This is a genomic window from Alcanivorax sediminis, from assembly GCF_009601165.1.
Taxonomy (GTDB): domain Bacteria; phylum Pseudomonadota; class Gammaproteobacteria; order Pseudomonadales; family Alcanivoracaceae; genus Alcanivorax; species Alcanivorax sediminis.
Genome location: NZ_WIRE01000001.1, coordinates 658,473 through 678,809 on the forward strand (window position 1 = coordinate 658,473; position 20,337 = coordinate 678,809).

13 protein-coding genes are annotated in these 20,337 nt (G+C 55.8%); 10 read left to right on the forward strand and 3 right to left on the reverse strand.

The window, feature by feature from the left end:
• Nucleotides 1-352 precede the first annotated feature (352 nt).
• The 7 genes from GFN93_RS02875 (at nt 353) to GFN93_RS02905 (ending at nt 11,605) form a co-directional block, all read left to right on the forward strand.
• The gene (locus GFN93_RS02875) at nt 353-1,996 is read left to right on the forward strand and encodes a hypothetical protein (RefSeq protein ID WP_153498909.1); all 1,644 of its coding nucleotides are present in this window, start codon (nt 353-355) and stop codon (nt 1,994-1,996) included.
• An 11-nt stretch (nt 1,997-2,007) separates the two neighbouring features.
• Entirely contained in the window at nt 2,008-3,312 is a 1,305-nt protein-coding gene (locus tag GFN93_RS02880; protein WP_153498910.1) for a hypothetical protein, read from the forward strand.
• 11 nt (nt 3,313-3,323) lie between these two features.
• Nucleotides 3,324-3,980, forward strand: coding sequence for a hypothetical protein (locus GFN93_RS02885; protein WP_153498911.1), 657 nt, complete (start codon nt 3,324-3,326; stop codon nt 3,978-3,980).
• Nucleotides 3,970-5,991, forward strand: coding sequence for a DUF6160 family protein (locus GFN93_RS02890; RefSeq protein WP_328594168.1), 2,022 nt, complete (start codon nt 3,970-3,972; stop codon nt 5,989-5,991). The genes GFN93_RS02885 and GFN93_RS02890 overlap by 11 nt, the downstream gene beginning before the upstream one ends.
• A 345-nt stretch (nt 5,992-6,336) precedes the next feature.
• Nucleotides 6,337-7,452, forward strand: coding sequence for an efflux RND transporter periplasmic adaptor subunit (locus GFN93_RS02895; protein WP_153498913.1), 1,116 nt, complete (start codon nt 6,337-6,339; stop codon nt 7,450-7,452).
• Complete coding sequence (locus tag GFN93_RS02900) at nt 7,449-10,541, forward strand: efflux RND transporter permease subunit (protein ID WP_153498914.1); 3,093 nt, start codon at nt 7,449-7,451, stop codon at nt 10,539-10,541. Before GFN93_RS02895 ends, GFN93_RS02900 begins: the two co-directional genes overlap by 4 nt.
• Before the next feature lie 398 nt (nt 10,542-10,939).
• Complete coding sequence (locus GFN93_RS02905; protein WP_153498915.1) at nt 10,940-11,605, forward strand: M48 family metallopeptidase; 666 nt, start codon at nt 10,940-10,942, stop codon at nt 11,603-11,605.
• A gap of 114 nt (nt 11,606-11,719) precedes the next feature.
• Here the strand turns inward: GFN93_RS02905 and cspE are convergent, their stop codons facing one another.
• The 3 genes from cspE to GFN93_RS02920 all read right to left on the reverse strand — a co-directional run bounded on the left by cspE (nt 11,720) and on the right by GFN93_RS02920 (nt 14,581).
• Complete coding sequence (gene cspE / locus GFN93_RS02910) at nt 11,720-11,923, reverse strand: transcription antiterminator/RNA stability regulator CspE (RefSeq protein ID WP_011590014.1); 204 nt, start codon at nt 11,921-11,923, stop codon at nt 11,720-11,722.
• A gap of 194 nt (nt 11,924-12,117) precedes the next feature.
• Nucleotides 12,118-13,005 (reverse strand): D-hexose-6-phosphate mutarotase, encoded by an 888-nt coding sequence (locus tag GFN93_RS02915; protein WP_153498916.1) that lies wholly within the window; start codon nt 13,003-13,005, stop codon nt 12,118-12,120.
• A gap of 202 nt (nt 13,006-13,207) precedes the next feature.
• Complete coding sequence (locus tag GFN93_RS02920; protein ID WP_153498917.1) at nt 13,208-14,581, reverse strand: WS/DGAT/MGAT family O-acyltransferase; 1,374 nt, start codon at nt 14,579-14,581, stop codon at nt 13,208-13,210.
• Nucleotides 14,582-15,021: 440 nt separating this feature from the next.
• Here GFN93_RS02920 and GFN93_RS02925 point away from each other — a divergent pair, with 440 nt between their 5' ends.
• The 3 genes from GFN93_RS02925 (at nt 15,022) to GFN93_RS02935 (ending at nt 20,328) form a co-directional block, all read left to right on the forward strand.
• Complete coding sequence (locus GFN93_RS02925) at nt 15,022-16,620, forward strand: isocitrate lyase (protein WP_153498918.1); 1,599 nt, start codon at nt 15,022-15,024, stop codon at nt 16,618-16,620.
• A 252-nt stretch (nt 16,621-16,872) separates the two neighbouring features.
• Nucleotides 16,873-17,304 carry a hypothetical protein gene (locus GFN93_RS02930; protein ID WP_153498919.1) on the forward strand — a complete coding sequence of 144 codons (432 nt, stop codon included), beginning with the start codon at nt 16,873-16,875 and terminating at the stop codon, nt 17,302-17,304.
• Nucleotides 17,305-17,376: 72 nt separating this feature from the next.
• Nucleotides 17,377-20,328, forward strand: a complete 2,952-nt coding sequence (locus GFN93_RS02935; protein ID WP_153498920.1) for a hypothetical protein — start codon at nt 17,377-17,379, stop codon at nt 20,326-20,328.
• Nucleotides 20,329-20,337: the final 9 nt, after the last annotated feature.

Here is a 20,337-nt window from a genome sequence, read left to right on the forward strand (position 1 = left end):
CAAACCTCGTACCTGCGAGAACCAATGCACAAGGTGGGCGCAGGGCGTTCGGCTGTGCGGGTATGTTGTAGATAGGTTCGCCCACCCCCCGCAAAAATGCTGGCTTCGAGCCACCTTCAGCAGACCGATTGCCTGAAAAAATCCAGATCTGACCTTTTCGCTCATTCAGGAGGGGGTACTCAATTTGTTTAAAAAACAATCACATAAAAATGCGTATACAAAATAACGCTTAATGAGAATTGCCGGATGAGGTCAAGCGCGCCAACGTGTGTAGACCTATAGTGACCAGTTATGAACAAGTGTTAACTAATAGGGAATAATAATAACGTAAAAATATACGGGAGAGCGCGGGATGACGTTGTTTCATCACCGCATACGTAAAGTGTGCGACACAGCACGAACCGCCCTGCTGGGTGCCCTGGTCCTGCTGCCCCTCAGCGGGATGGCGGCGCTAGAGCGTCTGGATGACGACGCTATGGCGGGTGTCAGTGGTGCGGGACTTGCCTTAGCCCTTGATGACTTCCGCTGGCTGGTGAAACCGACCAGCTATTTTGAGCAGGTGGGTTCCGACCCTACAGGAGGGACCGTTTTCCAGCGGGGGGATTTACGCTGGTATGGCGTGAACATTTCTGGAGCTGGAACGACAGGCTTTCATTGGGATGAAAATGGGAGCAACGGGTTCGGGACGAGCTGTGATGCTTCAACGTTGGCTTGTCCACGGGGTGGTCTCATCGCCGACTTTTCTCCCCACGACAACCCCTATGTACTCCGTGCATTTTCTCCGCAGGGCATAGCCTATGACGGAACCCTGCTGAACCAGGATCCGAGTAATCCGGACAAGACAATTTATGAGTATGTCGCACCGACGAATCAGCCGAATTATACCCTGTCGTTCTGGGGTGAAATCGAAGTCGGAAGAAGCGGGGATAACACCAATCTTTCGGTGGGAACTGGCGACATTCTGAAAAGCCAGACCATTATTCGGGGCAATGCCGCAGGTTCAGTATTCCGGTTATTTCAGTTTACCCAACCAGGAAATGAAACCTTCGCCCTGATGTATCACAGTCACCTCAGGGGCGATTTCAGATTCTCTGCCGCGCAAGATATCTCAGCACCGAGCGATGTGGTGGGGCTTCCTGTGCGCTTTGATGGTAACGAAGGTCTGCACTTTAAAAATGTGGAGGCATACGTTCCTCTGGGCCAGCTTTATTACCAGGCCTTGATCCTGGATTCCGTACCCGCAAACGATGGCAACTTCACTCTGGAAGTTCCTCGCTTACGGGATCCTTCCGTTCCCCACGGTAATGCCCTTAATGCAGCCATGGAACATTTCTATTCCTTTGCTGTGGCTGAGAGTGCTGATGCAGGTTATATCACGGCTCGGGTGGCGCTGCTGGCAAATACCCCGGGTTCGAATCTGGGGGCCTATCAAGCGATTGTGGGCTCAACCAACTTACCTGATAGCTATAACACAACCCATGGCTACTCTCGCTGGGGCGACTGGTTCCCTTGTCGCGGTGTGGGGTGTCCGGCGGTGCCGGTGACAGAGCCTGTTTCCAGAAATGAATACAACGATACCAGCGACGGAATTTTTTTTCGTAAATGCACGAGCTGCGCCAACATTCCTGCCTTTGCCTATATGTTGACGGGGGCAGATGTGAGAGCGGGATCAACTACTTATCACTGTCCAGGGGGAAGCAACTGTGGGGATTTCACTCCACGCGGTGGGCAGGGTAATACAGGGGATCGATACTATCGCGGGGCCACATCTTGTACCGCAAGTTCCGGTACCGATTACAAGTGTGGTTATGGCGGTACCTACAATCTGTCTGCTTCTACTTCTGCATTAACAACAACCAATCCCAGCTCATTGATTGGTTTTCCGAATGCGGGAACACCCACCGTGATCAGCACCGATGTAGTGAATATTGGTGACTCTCGTGCTGAGGGACTGCAGGTCAACTATCTGAAATTCACAAGCCTTGGCGTGAATTGAGTCGGGTGATCATGAATAAAAAAACAATAATGATCCTGATCTTGATGCCGCTGTTAATGATGAGTTGCCAGTCAGCATCAGCGATTGCTAACGGGATGCAGCCGCTGGAAGATAGTGACCTTCGCAAGGTTGTGGGACAGGGCCTGATCGTTTCGGATTATATTCAGGGCGATGCTCTTGCCAATCCTAACGAGTACTCCACACCGTTCGACTTTTACCGAATTGGGCTGGATGGTGAGCTCGCTCTCAATTTGAATATTTCAAAATTACAGTTGGGATGTGGCGGAATCAATGATCACTTATCAGGCCATGCTGGTTGCGATATCGATATTGATTACGGCTCATTCATGGGGCGCAATGGTACTGCGCTGGGAGAACCCGGCAGTGCTTTTAAACTGTTGCGTCCCTATATAGAGTTTGCCGTAAAAAATGATGATAGCCCGACCCTACGCGAAATTGCCGGTATCAAGATTGGTGCGCAGTCCGCAGATGGGGCGATCAGTGCCGGTCGACGCTACTTTACCAACGGAGCCATCAACCAGGAAAACACGGCACTGGCGACAACCTGCAACACTGGAGCATCGACGGGTAACGGCGTCCTGGGTTGTCATTCGGGTATTAACAGTGTGAGTGGTTTCCTGGGGGCAGAACTCTCTATCTCAATGCGAGTGCAGGCGAGGATTTGTGGTGGAGCCCTGGTGTTTGGGGGGTGCCTGGGTATCCCTGTCCCATTAGATGCCTGGGGCTGTACCGGTCGTACCCAGTTTACTGGTGACCCTTGTGGCACAGGTCTTTCTGATGCTCTCTTCGTTGATATCGCCGGAACACGAATGCAAACACTGGGCCTGCGTTCGGCAAAACTCAAACTCGACGGTAACGGATTTTCCTCACTAATCACAACGTTACTGGACAGCGCTTACGCTCAGTTGAATACAGATTTGAGGTCTGTTCACAAACTTACGTTTGAAGATACGCCGGATTTCTTCATTTCTTTCCAGCGTGAACCAATTGCTTACCCCCGCTACTCGAAGTTGCCACCAATTTCCGAACTGGCAGGAAATGAATTTGATGGCTGCAATACAAGCTATGCAACGGCTCGATGTAACAGTGCCTATGCGGTGCCTGCAAATACAGGCTGGTGGCTTAATGCGCCTTCAGTGAAATTGCTGGATGTACTCAACGAATCGGCCAATCTTGGACTGCTTTCGATTGGAGATGCGCTGGATCTCCTGGCGGCACCAGGCTATCTGATTGAGCATCCTGAGTTCGAATTAAGCCCCGCAAAGAATTGCTACGGCAGCTCAAACTTTTGTTGATGGAGGTGGAGATGAAAGCGATCAAGAATCACCTCAAAAACAAACTGCCTGGCCTGCTATTCGTCATTTCATTGCCGATCTCATGTCTGGTTCAGGCCGCAGGCCTTGAGCCCTTGAAAGATATCGAGCTGCAATCAATCAGTGGCGGTGACGCGATTCAGCTGACAGTGCGTCTTCGTAACAATGTGGATGCCAGCAATAACCCGATAGGCTGCGTGCCGGACACTCTGAACCCTTGCCGGTTGGGGCTGGAGTTTACGGATCGAGAAGGCAAATGGTTAATGCTAAAAGAGTTCTACGGAACCATCGCCATTGAGGACATGCGCCTGCAGGGCGCAACATTAAGGAACAGTAATTCCAGTTATCGTGATACAAGCCGATTTGAAGCTTCAGATGGAGCCTGCCTGCTGTCAGCCTGCAACCCGAATGGACTAACAGCCATCATGCTGACTTATCCCAATGCCAAAGCGGCTGGTGAATATAGCGATATGACGACCTTTCTGAATATTGGTCGTATGGCCCTGGAGTTTGATAACGGCGCAACACCGGGATACATGGTCGACAATAATTCCGGTAGCGCCCTGGCATTTCGTATCAGCGATTCTGCTTCTTCCAATGGCGCCATGCAAATGCGTTTCGACGGGAGTGCAATGATCTATGGCTTCTAAAACGTTACTGCAGACTGTTTTGATCGGCTGTTTGGCATCTTCTTCATACAGTCTCTGGGCACTCACGCCAATGGATGATGACGGCCTGGCGGGAATCAGTGGCCAGGACGGAATCACTGTAAATTTCCAAAGTGATACGGGTATCCAGGCTCAGCAGATAACATGGCAAACCGATATTTCCACGCCTCAAGAAGCACTGACTCAACTGAATACCTTGGCATTGGAAGGGGTGGGTGGGGCACTGGCGGCCCAGCTTGATCTGGATGTTGGCTACGATGGTGTCGATCCGATGCTGGCCATTAACTACCAGTGGGGTCCAAGCCGCTTCACCATGGGGGGCATGGCGATAACCACACCTACCAATGCTACCGCGTCAATGGGGCAAGCAGCGTTCTATTCCCAGGGTGCTCTTTCAATGGTGAATAGGGGCCTCTTTGATAACGCCGGTAACAAGGCCCGGCTGGACTTTTCTCTGACGGGTGACTGGGTTTACCGGCAGGGCGGATCTGGTAGCGCTGAAATGAGTCTGGGTAATCTAGTGTTTAGCAACCGGTTTACGACGGGGGCTGCGGGTGGTCATGCCGATGGCGTCGGTACCATCGCCGTTGATAGTGATGGTATCAAGGTTGCCTCCGATTTCACTGAATCCGTTTTGCAGTTTGATTTGATGTACAACGACAGCGCTTCGGATTTCGATATCACCGGGCGTACCGCCATGATGCATGCCGGCTGGATTGGTGGGCTGAAGAATACACTGTTTCGGGTGGATGCCGGCGGTGTGGGTGTGAATACACTGACCCCGAGGACACAAGGTTTGCATGTGTTGGCACAGTGGGATTTCGATTCCGACTTTATCCTCAACCTGGGCCATGCCGGCGGCAATGACACCCAGCTTCAGCTTCGCGATTGGAGAATACTGGGTGGTGGAACCGGGCGGATGCTGAACATGGATATTTCTCTGGATGTTCTGCAAGACGGGGCGGGCACAGGGGGCCTGTGTTTTGGGATGACAGGAACAACCTGTGCTGCACCCGATTATCACAACTCCACGGTAGATGCAGGCCAGTCTGCGTTTGCCATTCTGTTACGCGACAGCTATCTGCATGCCTATAGTCAGAATATTGCGGTAGATAGCCTGGCCAATGTGAATACGGCAACGCCTTATGACTGGAGTGTCTTGTTTACTCTCGGGTTACTGGAAGCGGATATTCTGGTCTATCCCGGTGGTCCTTATGCGGAACCTGATGGGTTAAGGCTGGATGCCGCAGTGATGGTTCAATCTCCTGGCTTCTGGGCTGCTGCGAACAGTTCAGATGCGGCAACCCGCGCTGCTGCGGCTTCAGGCTGGGAGACCAATACACACTTTTTACTGGCGGATATCAGTAATGATGTTGGTATTGGTTTGATGAATGCCGATATTCTCTGGGAGGCGGACGACCTTTATTTTTTGTTGGGTCAAAGCGATCCAACATTCCCTGGATTACCTTCCGGGATGATGTTGGGCACCAATGCACTTTCCCGTTATCAGGTTCGTGGTGCCTTCGGAGCAGGTCAACCTACTGCGCTTGATAGCAATGCGGCAAATGTGGCGCTGTGGGATTTCAATCTTTCCACTAACCAGTTCAGATTTGTTCTGTATCCTACGACTGCTGACGGTTCAGAAGCTTTGGGTTTCGATGGTTTCCTGAACCTGGATGGTTCTTCGTATCTGTCACTGGCGGAAATTTCGAGCCCTCAGTCGGCGTTCAGGATTTATGATGTGACAGGCAGTATTGGCTGGGCTAACGGCAGTATTACGATCCGCTCTGAGAATGAAACTGCAGACGGTCTGCCCAGTCTTACGCTGGAAAATGATCTTTACCTTGGTCAAAGTGCCAACTTTGGACAAGGCTCGCCTGATCACCTGGATCCGTTGGTTGGCAGTGTCGGCTTTGGTGATCAGAACTATGGTCAAATGGCGATACCGGGTGGTGTCTGGCATAGCGAAATCATCGCCAAGATTCCGCAATGACATTTCACGAATCTGTGCCACTCCTGCATTGACCGCAGCGGCATCCGGAGTCGGATAATGTTCCGGGTGTCCTGCCACGCCCCTATGTGCGAAAGAATGGTTTACCAACTGCATCATACTAAAGCCGCGTCAGGCAATCCTGGCGTGGTTTTTGGGTTTATTCGCTGTGCAAGATTATGACCTTCAGTGACTTGGTGTCTGTCTGTCATGGGTTGTTGCATGCCGCTTGTTGCGTCCTATTGAATTATCTTCACATTTTGCTGTCATCCTAACGCCATCTGTACGTAATCCTTGCATAATTGGGATCAAGACTAGTGGCAAATCATGAATGACTTGGAGAGTTCCATGGGGCGGGTGATAACGGGGGCAGTGGTGCTTCTGGCAATAGCGGCAGCGGCCTGGTGGCTGCTGGCCCCACAGGAAACACAGCGCGGGCAGCGTCCGCCCACGGCCGTGAATCTGGCCCCCAGTATAGAGCGCGACCTGGTCGATCAGGTGGAAGCCGTCGGCACCTCCCGCGCCGCCCAGGCGGTGGTGGTGTTGGCTGAAGTGCCCGGTCGTGTGGCGAAGATCCACTTTCAGCAAGGCCAGCAGGTGACCCGTGGCGCTTTGCTGGTGTCACTGGATGACCGTAATGCCCGTGCTGAACTGGCGCGCTCGGAAGCCGAGTATCAGCGTGCCCAGGATGACTTCCGCCGTGGTCAGCAGCTGGTGGAAAAGCGCGCCATCTCCGAATCCGAAGTGGACACTTTCCGCACTACCCTGGAATCCGCCCGCGCCAACCGCGATGCGGCAAGAGCCAACCTCAACGACCATGCCATTCGGGCGCCCTTTGCGGGTGTCGTCGGTCTTCGTCAGGTGGATGGCGGTGCCTATCTGCAAACCGGTGATGCCATTACCACACTGGATAGCCAAGGACATATCGAAGTGGATTTCCAGGTACCGGAACGTTACCTGGCCAGATTGGCCGTTGGTCTGCCAGTGCTGGCCAGCAACGATGCCTTTGCGGGTACCCGCTTTGAAGGCGCGATCAGCCATCTGGATTCACGGGTCAACAGCAACAGCCGCACCCTGACGGTCCGGGCAAGATTGAACAATCCTGGTGACCGCATGCTCCCCGGGCAGTTCCTTCGTATTACCGTGCAGCTGGCCAGGCGCTCAGCCCTGTTGGTGCCGGAGCAGGCCATCATTACCCAGGGTGCGCAGAGCTATGTATTTACCGTCGATAATGACAACAAGGCGGTGCGCCACCCGGTGACCCTGGGGGGGCGCCGCGATGGCTGGGTGGAAATCAGCAGTGGCCTGAGTGGTCAACCGGATGTGATTGTGAATGGCCACAGCCGTCTTGGCAGCGGTCAGTCGGTGAACGTGATCGATAACCCTGAGGCGTTGTTGCCGGGGCAGCGGGCCCTTCTGGAAAAGAATCAGGCTGATGATCAGGAAGAGAGTGCGGCCGCATGATTCTTTCTGATGTGTCGATCAAGCGCCCGGTATTCGCCACGGTAATCAGTTTGTTGATTGTGGTATTTGGTGTCAGCGCACTCATGAAACTGCCAGTGCGTGAATACCCGGATATTGATCCGCCGGAAGTGTCCGTGCAGGTGGATTATGCCGGTGCGGCACCGGAGGTGATCGATACCCAGATCGTGCAGGTGATTGAAGGCGCGCTGGCCGGGGTGGAAGGGGTGCGCAAGATCGAATCGCGCAGCCGGCTGGGTTCCGCCAGAACCACCGCCGAATTTACCCTGGATCGGGACGTGGATATCGCCGCCAACGATGTGCGCGATGCCGTTTCCCGTGTGCTTAACCGTTTGCCAGAAGAAGCGGATACGCCGGTCATCGCCAAGTCCGATGCTGATGCACGCCCCATTATCTGGGTGACCCTGACCAGTACCACGCTGGCGCCGCAGGAACTCACCGACTTTGCCGAGCGTTCCCTGGTGGATCGTTTCGCCGTGCTCGATGGCGTCTCCGAAGTCATCATCGGCGGTGAGCGTCGTTACGCCATGCGGGTATGGCTGGATCGTCAACGGATGGCCGCCAATCAGGTCACCGTTACGGATATCGAACAGGCCTTGCGCAGTAACAACGTGGAGCTTCCTGCCGGGAAACTGGAATCCCAATCACGTGGGTTTACGGTGCGGGCGGACAATCGTCTGGATACCGTGGCGGCCTTTGAAAAGCTGGTGGTGCGCCGCACCGGTGATTATTTATTGCGGCTCGAAGATGTGGCGCGGGTGACCCTGGGGGTGGAAAACGACAGCTCGGTGTTGCGTGCCAATGGTCAGACCGCCATTGGGCTGGGAGTGGTCCGGCAGTCCAAGGCCAATACCGTATCGGTGTCCGACCGGGTGCGCGAAGAAATTGTAGCAGTGCGAGAAAGCCTGCCCTCGGATATCAGCCTCGACATCAACTATGACGAGTCCCTTTTTATCCGGGCTTCCATCCGTGAGGTCCTGATCACCCTGGGGATTTCCGTGGCACTGGTGATCGCGGTGATCTTTGCCTTCCTGGGCAATCTGCGCGCGACCCTGATTCCGGCAGTGACCATCCCGGTGTCAGTGGTGGGGGCCTTTATCGGCTTCGGTGCTCTGGATTTCTCCGTGAACGTGCTTACCCTGCTGGCGTTGATTCTTGCCATTGGCCTGGTGGTGGATGATGCCATCGTCATGCTGGAAAACATCCAGCGACGTATCGATGAAGGGGAAAGCCGTCTGGTCGCGGCCTATCTGGGGGCACGGCAGGTTGCCTTTGCGGTTGTTGCGACCACCCTGACGCTGGTGGCAGTGTTTGTGCCCATCTCGTTCATGGGCGGCAATGTGGGCCGTTTGTTTGGCGAGTTCGGTTTCACGCTCGCCTCAGCGGTGATCATCTCCAGCATAGTGGCCTTGAGCCTGGCGCCGATGTTGTGCTCTCGCTGGTTGCACCGGCACAGCATCAAGGACAAGGAAGGCCAGGGTAGCTGGCTGGAGCGAGGTCTTTACCGGTTGAACCAGGGTTATGCTGCTGTGTTGGGGAAGGCGTTGAACACACCCTGGCCGTTGATTGCTGGCTGTGTATTGCTGTGTGTCTTCGCCTTCCTGTTGTTCCGTCAGCTGCCCCAGGAGCTGGCGCCCACAGAAGATCGCGGTGTGTTCATCATTCCGGCCTCAGCGCCCCAGGGATCCACCATCGAGTACGGAGAACACCACAGCCGTTCACTGGAAAAAATCCTCATGCCGCTGGTGGAAAACGGAGAAGCTGAGCGCGTGTTGGCGATCATCGGCTTCCGCGGCGTGGCGGAGCGAGCGTTTACCATTGTGCGTCTGAAAGACTGGGAAGAGCGTGATCGCACCCAGCAGGAGATCGTCAACAGTATCCGCGGGCCCGTGTCTCAAGTGACCGGACTGCGTGCCTTCCCGGTGAATCCCCCTGGGTTGGGGCAGAGCCCGTTCAATCAGTCGCTGGAAGTGGTGGTGGCCGGGCCGGATTACGAACAGGTGAAGGCCTGGAGCGAGATCCTCATGGAGGGGATGCGCGACAACCCCAACCTGACCAGTATCGATACGGACTTTGAACAGACCCAGCCGCAGCTCGATGTGTCGCTTAACCGTGAGCGAGCGGCAGATCTGGGTATCACTGCCACGGATGTGGGGGAAACCCTGCAGGCCATGTTCGCCACCCTGACGGCGTCCACCTATGTGGATCGCGGCCGGGAGTACGACGTGATTCTTGAGGCCGAAGAGGGTGCCAGTCAGGGGCCGGAAGATGTGCTGCCGATTTACCTGCGTAGCGACAGTGGCCAGCTGGTACCGTTCTCCAGTGTGGTGGAATTGACCACCACCGGCGACTCGCCTGAATTGCGCAGGATTGACCGGCTACCGGCCATCACCCTGTCAGCCAATCTGGCGGAGGGGTACGACATGGCCAGCGCCATGAACTATATCGAGAGCAAGGCGGAGGAAACGCTGCCGCTGGATGCTCGTATTGGCTACAAGGGCACTGCGGAGGAATTGCAGCGCTCCTCCTCGGCGATTCTGGTGACGTTCTCGCTGGCAATCGTGATCGTTTTTCTGGTGCTGGCAGCCCAGTTTGAAAGCTGGATTCATCCGCTGATAATCATGCTCACCGTACCACTGGCGCTGGCTGGTGCGGTGGTGGCCATGAGTGTCACCGGTGACAGCCTTAACATCTACAGCCAGATCGGCATGATCATGTTGCTGGGATTGATGGCCAAGAACGGTATCCTGATCGTGGAGTTTGCCAACCAGCTGCGTGATCAGGGACGCAGCGTCAAAGAGGCGATCTACGAAGGGGCCATCGTGCGTTTTCGTCCGGTACTGATGACCGGGGTATCCACCATCTTTGGAGCCATACCTCTGGTGCTGGCCACGGGGGCCGGCGCGGAAAGCCGTTTCACCATTGGTGTTGTTATCCTCGGCGGCCTGCTGTTCGCCACCGTGCTCACCCTGTTCGTGATTCCGGTGTTGTACCAGTGGCTGGCACCCTATGCGTCGCCCGCAGATGCAGTGAAGCAGCAACTGGACAAGGAACTGCCGAATAACCAATGACGTTGTCGCAGAAGCCTTGTTCATGCTCTTGTCACGGTGACTGGCGCGATCACCGATAGAGAGAAGCAAGCCAGGAGTTTCGGGTTACGAAAACCAAAGGGTGTGTTAGCGCCTCTTTTGCCTTTCGAAACTCGTTACTCACAACTCGACGCTGCGTTCACTGTGCCGTCACGGAGCGCAGCGAAGGTGGATGCTTTTGTGGGAGACTCAGCTTGCCGAGCAAATGGCTGCGGATATCTACGAGCAGCAAGCTTCAAGTTACAACGCGAGGCAAGGTTGTTGCTACACTACATCCATCGATTCCGCACCCAAGCGTGTGGTCGCGGACATGGCCCTGGAAGGGATGAAAACGTTTATCGCGCAATGAAGCTTGTAGCTTGAGGCTTGCAGCTGAATTCATGACTGATTACCAACTGATCCGCAGCAAACGTCGTAGCCTGGAATTGCGCGTCCTGGAAGATGGGCGGGTGCAGGTGCGTGCGCCGCAGCGGGCACCCGTGCGCATGGTGCAGGCATTTGTGGATAGTCGTCGTCAGTGGATCGCGGATCAGCAGCAACGCCAGGCCAGCCGGCCACGCCAACGTTGGCAGGACGGGGCGAAGCTGGCCTGGCGCGGTGAATGCCTGCAGATGGATGTGTGTGAAGGACGCACCCGGGTGACGCTCAGTGGACCTTACCTGTCTGTTCGGGTGAGTGACCCGGAGGACGAAGCGGCAGTGCGCGCTGCTGTGGAAAGCTGGATGCGGCGACAGGCCAAACCCGTTTTTGAAGACAGTATCGCGCGACAGTTTGACTGGTTCGAGCAACAAGGTTTCGCGCTGCCCACGTTGCGTATCAAGAAGATGCGCACTCGCTGGGGGTCACTCTCCGCCCGCGGCTATATCAACCTCAACATGGCTCTGCTGCACTACCCACCTGAAGCGCTGGACTATGTGGTGATGCACGAGCTCTGCCATCTCAAGCACATGGATCACGGCCCTGGCTTTCACGGGCTCATGGACGCCCGCATGCCCGACTGGCGCGAACGAAAGGCCATCCTCGAGCAACCCCTGTTCCAGCCGTGAGAGGATAACACCCGCTGTAGGAGCGGCGCTCCTGCAGCAGGATGGATGCTTTGTTGATGAGGCTGACACAAAAAAACCCGCCGAAGCGGGTTTTTTTGTGTGCCGGAGCAGTGCTTATTCAGCAACTACGTTGGCAGCCTGAGGACCTTTCGGGCCCTGCTGGATCTCGAAGGAAACCTTCTGACCCTCGGCCAGGGTTTTGAAGCCTGAGCCAGTGATTGCACTGAAATGAACGAATACGTCCGCACCACCATCGTCCTGGGAAATGAAACCAAAACCCTTGGACTCGTTGAACCACTTCACAGTACCAGTAGCCATGTGAATCTATACCTCAAAATCTATTACTTAGGGTGTTGCTTGCAAACCATGATGGGGGTGTTCGGAGACAACTTCAGCTTCACGCAGGGAAGGCAACTACCAACACAAACTCCGGCCATAATTCGCAGCCACCTCTGACTCTACTCCCCTTTTTCGGCCACCGCCACCCCTTTTTATTGACCGTTATCAGGCGCTTATAAGGGACTCGTCACAAATCTGACAGACATGTCGTGACACTCTCCGGCGGCCAAAAAAAGGGCATTATCAAGCACGCGAGCCGTTTCGATGCACACCATGCGTTGCCAGGCATCGTCGGCAAACTGACTGAGTCGCTGGCTCTTATCAATCCACGGATTCCAGACCACCGCAGACTCGCTGCCGGAGACAGACAGCGTGATGCGGCGCTGCCATTCCGGATCATCAATATGCAGGGTGTGACCGAGTTGCAGATAGAGTCGGTCCGTTTCTTCGCGAAAGGTGAGCGGGCCGCTTTGCCGATGGCTGTGCCAGTTATCCATGGCATCCACATAGGGGCAGAGGTCGAGTCCCTGCAGCGTGACCTGACGAATGTCGCTGACGGCGAAGTAACTGTGCAGCGCCTGCGTCAGTGCCATCGGCTCCTCTCCCTGATTATGGTTTTCCAGGCTCAGGGTCAGGGCGTTATCCAGAATGATCTTCAGAGTAAGCTGGACAGCAGGGCAGCTCTCTGGAAGCGAGTCGGGATCCGGCTGAAAAGCCAGTTCGATCTGTTCCGGGCTTTGTCGCGTGTGAACCAGAGTCCAGGGAAGGGCACGCACCAGCCCATGGGCTGGTGGATCAGGTTGAGTGTATTGCTGGCGGACGGTTTCCGGGTTGAAGGCCAGCCCTCCAAACCACGGCCAGCACACCGGGACGCCACCTCGAATACCCTGCCCGTGATGGTACTGCGCCTTTTCACTCAGCCAGAGCACTGGCGGTTCGTTATCAAGACGATACTCCAGCACCTGAGCGCCTTGCTCGGCAATCACCAGGGTCTGGCCACGATGGCGCACCTGCCAGCAGGCCAGTTCGCCGCGAGTGATTTGAGTCAGTCCGGTCGGCATGGTTCATCCTTGATCATCACTGTGCGAGTTGCGAGTTGCGAGTTTCGAAAGTCAAAACACGCATGTGAGCCATTCACTGTGGGAGCTTGCCAGCAAGCGATCAGAGCGTGTTGAGGCTCCAATGCGTGCAGGCATACTCAAAGGGTACAAAGAGCGCCTATGGCTTTTGGCGTCCAGCCTCAGGCGCCTGGCGTCCAGCGTCCTACTTGATCCCCGCCGCAATCTCCAGCTCACGGATGGACTGCTCCAGGTAGTCCAGCAAACGCTGCATGGACGGCAGGGTCCGGCGGCAGGCGATCAGACCGAATTCCAGCTGGTCTACGTAGCTGGTCAGGGTGATGTTGAGGGCAATCCGGTCCAGCGCGATGGACACCGGGTACATCCCCTTCAGTTCTGCGCCGTTCCAGTACAGGGGCTGCTTGGGGCCCGGAACATTGGAGATGACCACATTAAAGGCACGCCACTTCGGGGCCAGACCGGTCAACAGGTTGAGGCCGGTGGGGGCCATGGTCAGGGCTGTGAAGTTGAGGATTTCCTCGGGGCTCATCTGGGAGAAGCGCTGTTTGGCCTCTTCAATGGAGTTGTGCACCACACGGATACGGTTGGCCGGATCACAGATATGGGTCCCCAGGTTCGCCAGAATCATGCCGATCTGGTTGCCTTCGGCACTGTCATCCTGACGCAGGCTCATGGGCACCATGGCAATCAATGGCTCGTCAGGAAGGGCATTCTGGCTGATCAGGTATTCGCGCAGGGCGTGGCCACACATGGCCAGCACCACGGTATTGACGGTGCAACCGAACGCATTGGCGATGGCTTTCAGGCGGGAGAGACTGTAGCTCTGGGCAGCAAACCGGCGGGAACCGGTAATGCTTTCATTGAGGATGGTGTCGGGGGCCTGGAAGATGGAGACATAATTCTCATCTTTCTTGGCTTTCTGGCTGACCTTGTAAATCTCGCGAGCCAGAGCAGGAACGGTGGCCGCCTGTTTGCTCAGGCCTGCACCCAGGCGGGCCAGGCTGGAGGCCACATCCACCGGATTGCTGGGCAGCGAGCGTCCGCGCTTTTTCGTTTGGTATGCCCATACCGGCGGCAGGTCCCGCTCTTCAGGATCGGTGGACAATGCGCGCATACCCAGGCGCATGGCCGAGATGCCGTCCACCACGGAATGATGGATCTTGGTATAAAGGGCGAACTGTCGGCCACGGATACCTTCAATCAGGTGGGTTTCCCACAGCGGGCGTTCGCGATCCATCAGGTTGGAGTGCTCTGCGGAAACCAGCGAGAGCAGCTCACGGATACGACCGGGTTTTGGCAAGGCCTCGTGGCGCAGGTGATGGTCGATATCGAACTGCTTGTCTTCAGTCCAGTAATACTGACCCAGGCGACGGGTCAGTTTCTGGTTGAACGGTGCTACCGGGCTGCTGTACTCACGCATCTGCTCTGCTAGTTCACTGACATATTTGGGGCCGGCGCCTTCAGGGAAGTGGAACAATTGCAGACCGCCTACATGCATGGGCTGCTGGCGTTTCTCGAGCCACAAGAACAACTGATCCACTGGGCTTAGCGCTTTCATAAAGTCCGGTTCCTTTTCACTTATCGTTATTCCATCTACAAACTGTTTACAGTGTTCAAGAGTGAAATGCACTCTCCATGCCAACCCTGCAGGGCTTTTTCATCACTGTGCAGAGCGGATCATAGTAGCAAAGGGGCAAGAGGGTCACTGTGTGTGGGGTGTAAAAATGGCGTCGTTTGAGTGAATGGTTCTGGCTGTCACAGTGGCCGCTGTCATTGAAGGAAATTCAGCGAAACGCCCTGTACTAGGGGTGACGCAGTGGTCAGATCACTGGATCTTGTGTATTCACACTGTGAATACCGAAAATAGATCATATTGATTATGTTTATGGGTTGCCGGGGACTAGAATGCGCTGCATCGGTAGGCCGGCATGTCATGACATGAACAGGGTTGCTCCTCCCCGGCCTCGATAAACCAATTTCATATATCAGAGGTTCACCATGTCATACACCAAAGATATCGAAGCACTTAGCTCCGTGATTGGTGCCAACAGCACCTGGAAAGATATCAATCCGGAATCTGCTGTTCGCATGCGTTTGCAAAACCGTTTCAACACGCATCTGGATATCGCCAAGTTCAATGCCAAGACCATGCGTGAAGACATGGCTGCCTATGATGCCGACAACAGCCTGTACACCCAGTCCCTGGGTTGCTGGCACGGTTTCATCGGTCAGCAGAAGCTGATCTCTATCAAGAAGCACTTCGGCACCACCAAGCGTCGTTACCTGTACCTGTCCGGCTGGATGGTTGCTGCCCTGCGCTCCCAGTTTGGTCCGCTGCCTGATCAGTCCATGCACGAGAAGACCACCGTTGCTGACCTGATCCGTGAGCTGTACACCTTCCTGAAGCAGGCTGATGCTTGGGAACTGAACCACCTGTACCGTGCTCTGGACGACGCCAAAGAAGCTGGCGATTCTGCCAAGCAGGCTGAAATCATTGCCAAGATCGACAACTTCGAAACTCACGTTGTTCCGATCATCGCTGACATCGATGCTGGTTTCGGTAACCCGGAAGCCACCTACCTGATGGCCAAGCAAATGATCGAAGCCGGCGCTTGCTGTATCCAGATCGAAAACCAGGTTTCCGACGAGAAGCAGTGTGGCCACCAGGACGGTAAAGTAACCGTTCCTCACGCTGACTTCCTGGCCAAGATCAATGCCGTACGTTACGCGTTCCTCGAGCTGGGCGTTGACGATGGTGTGATCGTTGCCCGTACCGACTCTGAAGGTGCTGGCCTGACCAAGCAGATCGCTGTGTCCACCGAAGAAGGTGACCTGGCTGATCAGTACAACTCCTTCCTGGAAGGCGAAGAAGTGACTGATCCGTCCACCGTTCAGCACGGTGACGTTCTGGTCAAGACTGCTGGCAAGCTGATCAAGCCGACCAAACTGGCTTCCGGCCTGTTCCAGTTCCGTCGCGATTCCAACATCGACCGTGTTGTTCTGGACTGTGTTACCAGCCTGCAGAACGGCGCTGACCTGCTGTGGATCGAAACCCCGACCCCGAACATCGAGCACATCAAAGGCATGGTTGATCGCATCCGCGAGCAAGAGCCGTCTGCCAAGCTGGTGTACAACAACAGCCCGTCCTTCAACTGGACCCTGAACTTCCGTCAGCAGGTATTTGATGCGTGGGAGAAGGAAGGCAAAGACGTATCCGGTTACGACCGTACCCGTCTGATGAGCGCTGACTACGACGACTCCGAGCTGGCTGCTGAAGCTGACAAGTGGTGTCAGAACTTCCAGCGTGATGCTGCCCGTGAAGCCGGTGTATTCCATCACCTGATCACTCTGCCGACCTACCACACCGCTGCTCTGTCTACCGACACCCTGGTAGAAGGCTACTTCGGTGAGCAAGGCATGCTGGCCTACGCTGCCGGCGTACAGCGTCAGGAAATCCGTCGCGGTATCGCTACCGTGAAGCACCAGGACATGGCCGGTTCCAACATCGGTGATGACCACAAAGAGTACTTCTCTGGTGAAGCTGCTCTGAAAGCTGGTGGTAAGCACAACACCATGGGTCAGTTCGAGAACGTATAAGTCTCTCGATCTAACCTTCGGTTAGTGTGAAAAACGGCTCCCGCAAGGGGGCCGTTTTTTTTGCCCGTTTTGCAGGGTCAGGCTTAGCCTGTTGTTAGCGGGGGATTCAGCATGCTGAGTGAACAGGGTTTGGCAGGTCGAGGCAATGGCCCGGCAAGGAGTCATATAAGCAAATAAGTGCCTATTGGAAATTTGTCCTGCCTCACACAGAATGGGAGAACGGGTTCACGGATGAGCCGGAGGGCAACGCCAATGGTGATGGAAACCATCGAAAGGCCGCACCGAGAAGATGCGGCGGGTCTGGAGAAAACACTGCGCTGGTTTTTGATACTGATGCTGGCTGCGGTTTTCGTGACGGGCTTCCTGCCGGACCTGGTTCAATTCGTTTCGACACTGCCGGACAACCTGGAACAGGCCGTGCTGATCCGGCAGGGCTTTGGCATTCTGCTGGTGGTGACGGCACTCCTGTTGCTGGCGGAACTGACCTGGGCATTTCTGCTGCTGTATATCACCACGCTATTGGCCACCCTGATCATGGGGGTGTCACTCATGCCCTGGATTGTCGACCTGTTCCGTCCTGAACTGGCCACCGAAATCGTCATCGCGGCCAACATCGTCGTGTTGATAATGGGCGCGGTTTGCCATTGGCTGCAAAAGAACCGCAACGTGAACGACCGCACCTAGATCTCACCGCAATTGCGCTTGTCCCTCATTCCTGTTTCCCTTATGGGCAAAAATTAGGGTAAGGGGAATGCCGTGTCTGATTTTGAGCTGATTTTCCGCGGGGAACTGGCGGAAGGTGTGGATCAGCAGGACTGCATTGAAGCGTTGGCCGTCAGACTGAAGACGGAGCCGGACACCATCCGGACACGCTTTTTTCAGCATTGGCCTGTCACGGTGCTGGCCACCGATAACGAAGCCAAGGCAAAGCGGGTACAGCAGGTCTTTGAAGAGGCTGGTGCAATCGTCACGTTGCAGTCCGTCGCACAGACTTCCGCACCATTGATGACCTCATCCAGCGAAAAGCCGGCGTCAAAACGCGGGCTTTGGATTGCCGCCTCAGTGTTGCTCCTGGCCGGCGTCGGGGCATTTGCTGGCTGGTATACCCAGCCGTTGTGGCAAACCCACCAGCACCCCTTGCTCCAGCGAGCAGAAGCGGCTTTGGCCAGCGATGATCTGTTGCTGCTGGCCCACCTGGATGTCAAAAAACTCACCGACATAGAACAGCGTTTCATGACGGTCACGGACCCGGAGGCCTTGCCGTCCTCGGGAACAGATCTGCTCAGTGATCTCGCTCGTGTGGGCATCGATCCCAAGAAGCAACTGGATACCGCTCTGCTGGCCGGATACCAGGCAGATCAAGCGCTGGAGTTTGCCGCAGTCTTGCTCGGTCAATTCGATCCGGAGAAGGTCAAAGCGCTGGTTAAACAGCGTTATGATCTTGACCCATCCCAGAGTCAGGCCAATCGTCTGGTGTTTGACTATACGGATGAGATGACCTGTGAACGTTCCGCTCCAATGGTCATATTGATCGAAACAGATCGTCTGCTGATTTCGACACAGAGTCGTATTGATGGGTTGGTAACCCGGTTCGGGCAATCCAGTACCGCAGCGATCGACCTCGCTGCCTGGCAGACTTACCGGGCTGACAAGCTGGCCAGCGCCACGGTATTTGCGCCAACGGCAGTGACGGAATCTTCCCGTGGCATGAGTGGCATGAGTGGCATGATGATGCGCGGGGCGAGTCAGGCACTGGGGCCGTTGACCGCAGCCTATCTGGGCGCAAGTGTTACCGCCATGCCGCCGGGCATTCGCTTTGAAGCCACCGTCAGCGGCACAGACGCGCAGGCACTGGACAGCCAGGCTGACGCGCTTCGCAACCAGCTCCAGGAGCTTACCGACACCCTTGCCCATCATGAGCCGGAGACGGTCAAACTGCTCAAACGCGTTGCGGTTGTTCGCAGCAAGGATCAACTGGGCGCCTCACTGGTGCTGGATGGTAATGCCGGGGAAGAATTGATGTCTCTGGGGCAAGCGGTGATGGGGCAGATGTTCTCCATCTCGTCCAGTATGGCCGGTGAAGAAAACACAGAACGCCAGGAGCAACTGGAAGATAACCCGGCGCGTTTCTTCCTGCAGTTCGACCCTGCCAACCTGGCGGCCTTTGATGACATTCCGGATGACCATTTTCATGCGGCATGGAAGCAGGGGCCGCTGGCGTTAAGAATCAAGGAAATCGGTGTCGATCCAAAAAACGACAACCGCTCTTACCTGTTGCTCAATGGTCAGGGACGTTCCCTGACCAATGTCGCGAAAGAGCAGGGCGGTAGCCTGGTGGTGAGCGGGATCTATGATCAGAGTGGCAACGCCATCATGCCTGCCCCGTCCTGTGGCCAGAACCGAAACCAGGATCCGGCCATGCTCAGCAAGACCATGGATGGCACCTATTATGCGGATGGCGAGTTTCAGCACTATGGCAAACATGAGGTAGACAAGAAGGTGCTGCTGGCGCCCGGTACGTCTCTTGATGCCGTGGCTCGGGTTGAGGGGGAAATGACGTTACAGGTCGCTACCCGTACTGAAGCCCGGGTTGTGCAGATGCCCGTGACCGGTGCCAGCGTACAGTTGGCCGGGGCACGCGTGGCGTTTGGCAACAGTGAGGGGCAGAGCCTGTCCTATGTGACCAGCGGGGATGTTTCGCGAATTCTGGCGGTCCGTGCGCTTAACAAGGACGGCAAGCCGCTGGCCAGCCAGAGTCACTCTTCGTTTGGTCCGGTGCTCGGAACCGGCAAGGCGCATCAGTACGACTACCATGGCACTCCGGTGAGCGTGGAAGTGGTGATCGCCACTGAACTGAAGCCGTTGCGCTACCCCTTCGTGATCGAAAACATTCAGCCCTGGCAGGACACGGATTTCTCTGCGCAAGCGCTGCGTCTGCCGGAGATCACTGATCGCCGCGCGGTCGATGAAGCGTTACAACAGCCTCTGCCTGCGGATGCCGCACAATACGATAACTACGGTAACCCACCAAAGGGAACGGTGGTGGCGGGGCCGGTTCAGTTGGCTCTGACCAGTGTGCAGGCGGGGGGCTTTCAGGGGCTGTATTCCCAGTGGGATGTGCGCACGGTGAAGCTTGCGGCGCTGGAGGGTAACCGGGTGGCCGGCAACATCCTGTTGCAGGAAATTATCGATAGCAATGGCGTCAGCCATGAGGTCGAAGCGAGCGGTGGTTTTGGTCTCAAGCAGGAGGGCATGTTCTTCAATGATGAGTTCCGGCCGTCGCATGCCTATCTTACTGGCTCGGCTGTGGCCTCTACCCGAGAGTATGAGGGAGCGCAGCCAACGGAGCTGTCGGGTCAGGTGGAACTGCAGATCCCCGAGAAGATCGTCACCCTGCACGGCCCGCTTGCCCTGGGCGAAGAATGGACTCAGGGCCCTGTCTCACTAACGGCCCAGGCGCTTTCAGAAAATTCCCTGCAGCTGAATGTGGCAACCGGCATTGGTCAACTTGTCGCGGTGGAGCTGTTCGATGCAGACGGTCAGCCTGTGGGTAACCAGCTGCAAGTATGGGGCAGCGAGCAAAACAATGTGCGCGCGCAGGTGAGTCTGTCCGGTGTGCCGGCGTCCATGACGCTGCATGTGATTGAGGAAAGTCGAACAGTGCAATATCCGTGGCGATTGTCGCTTGAGGAAAACACGGACCAGTAATACAGATTG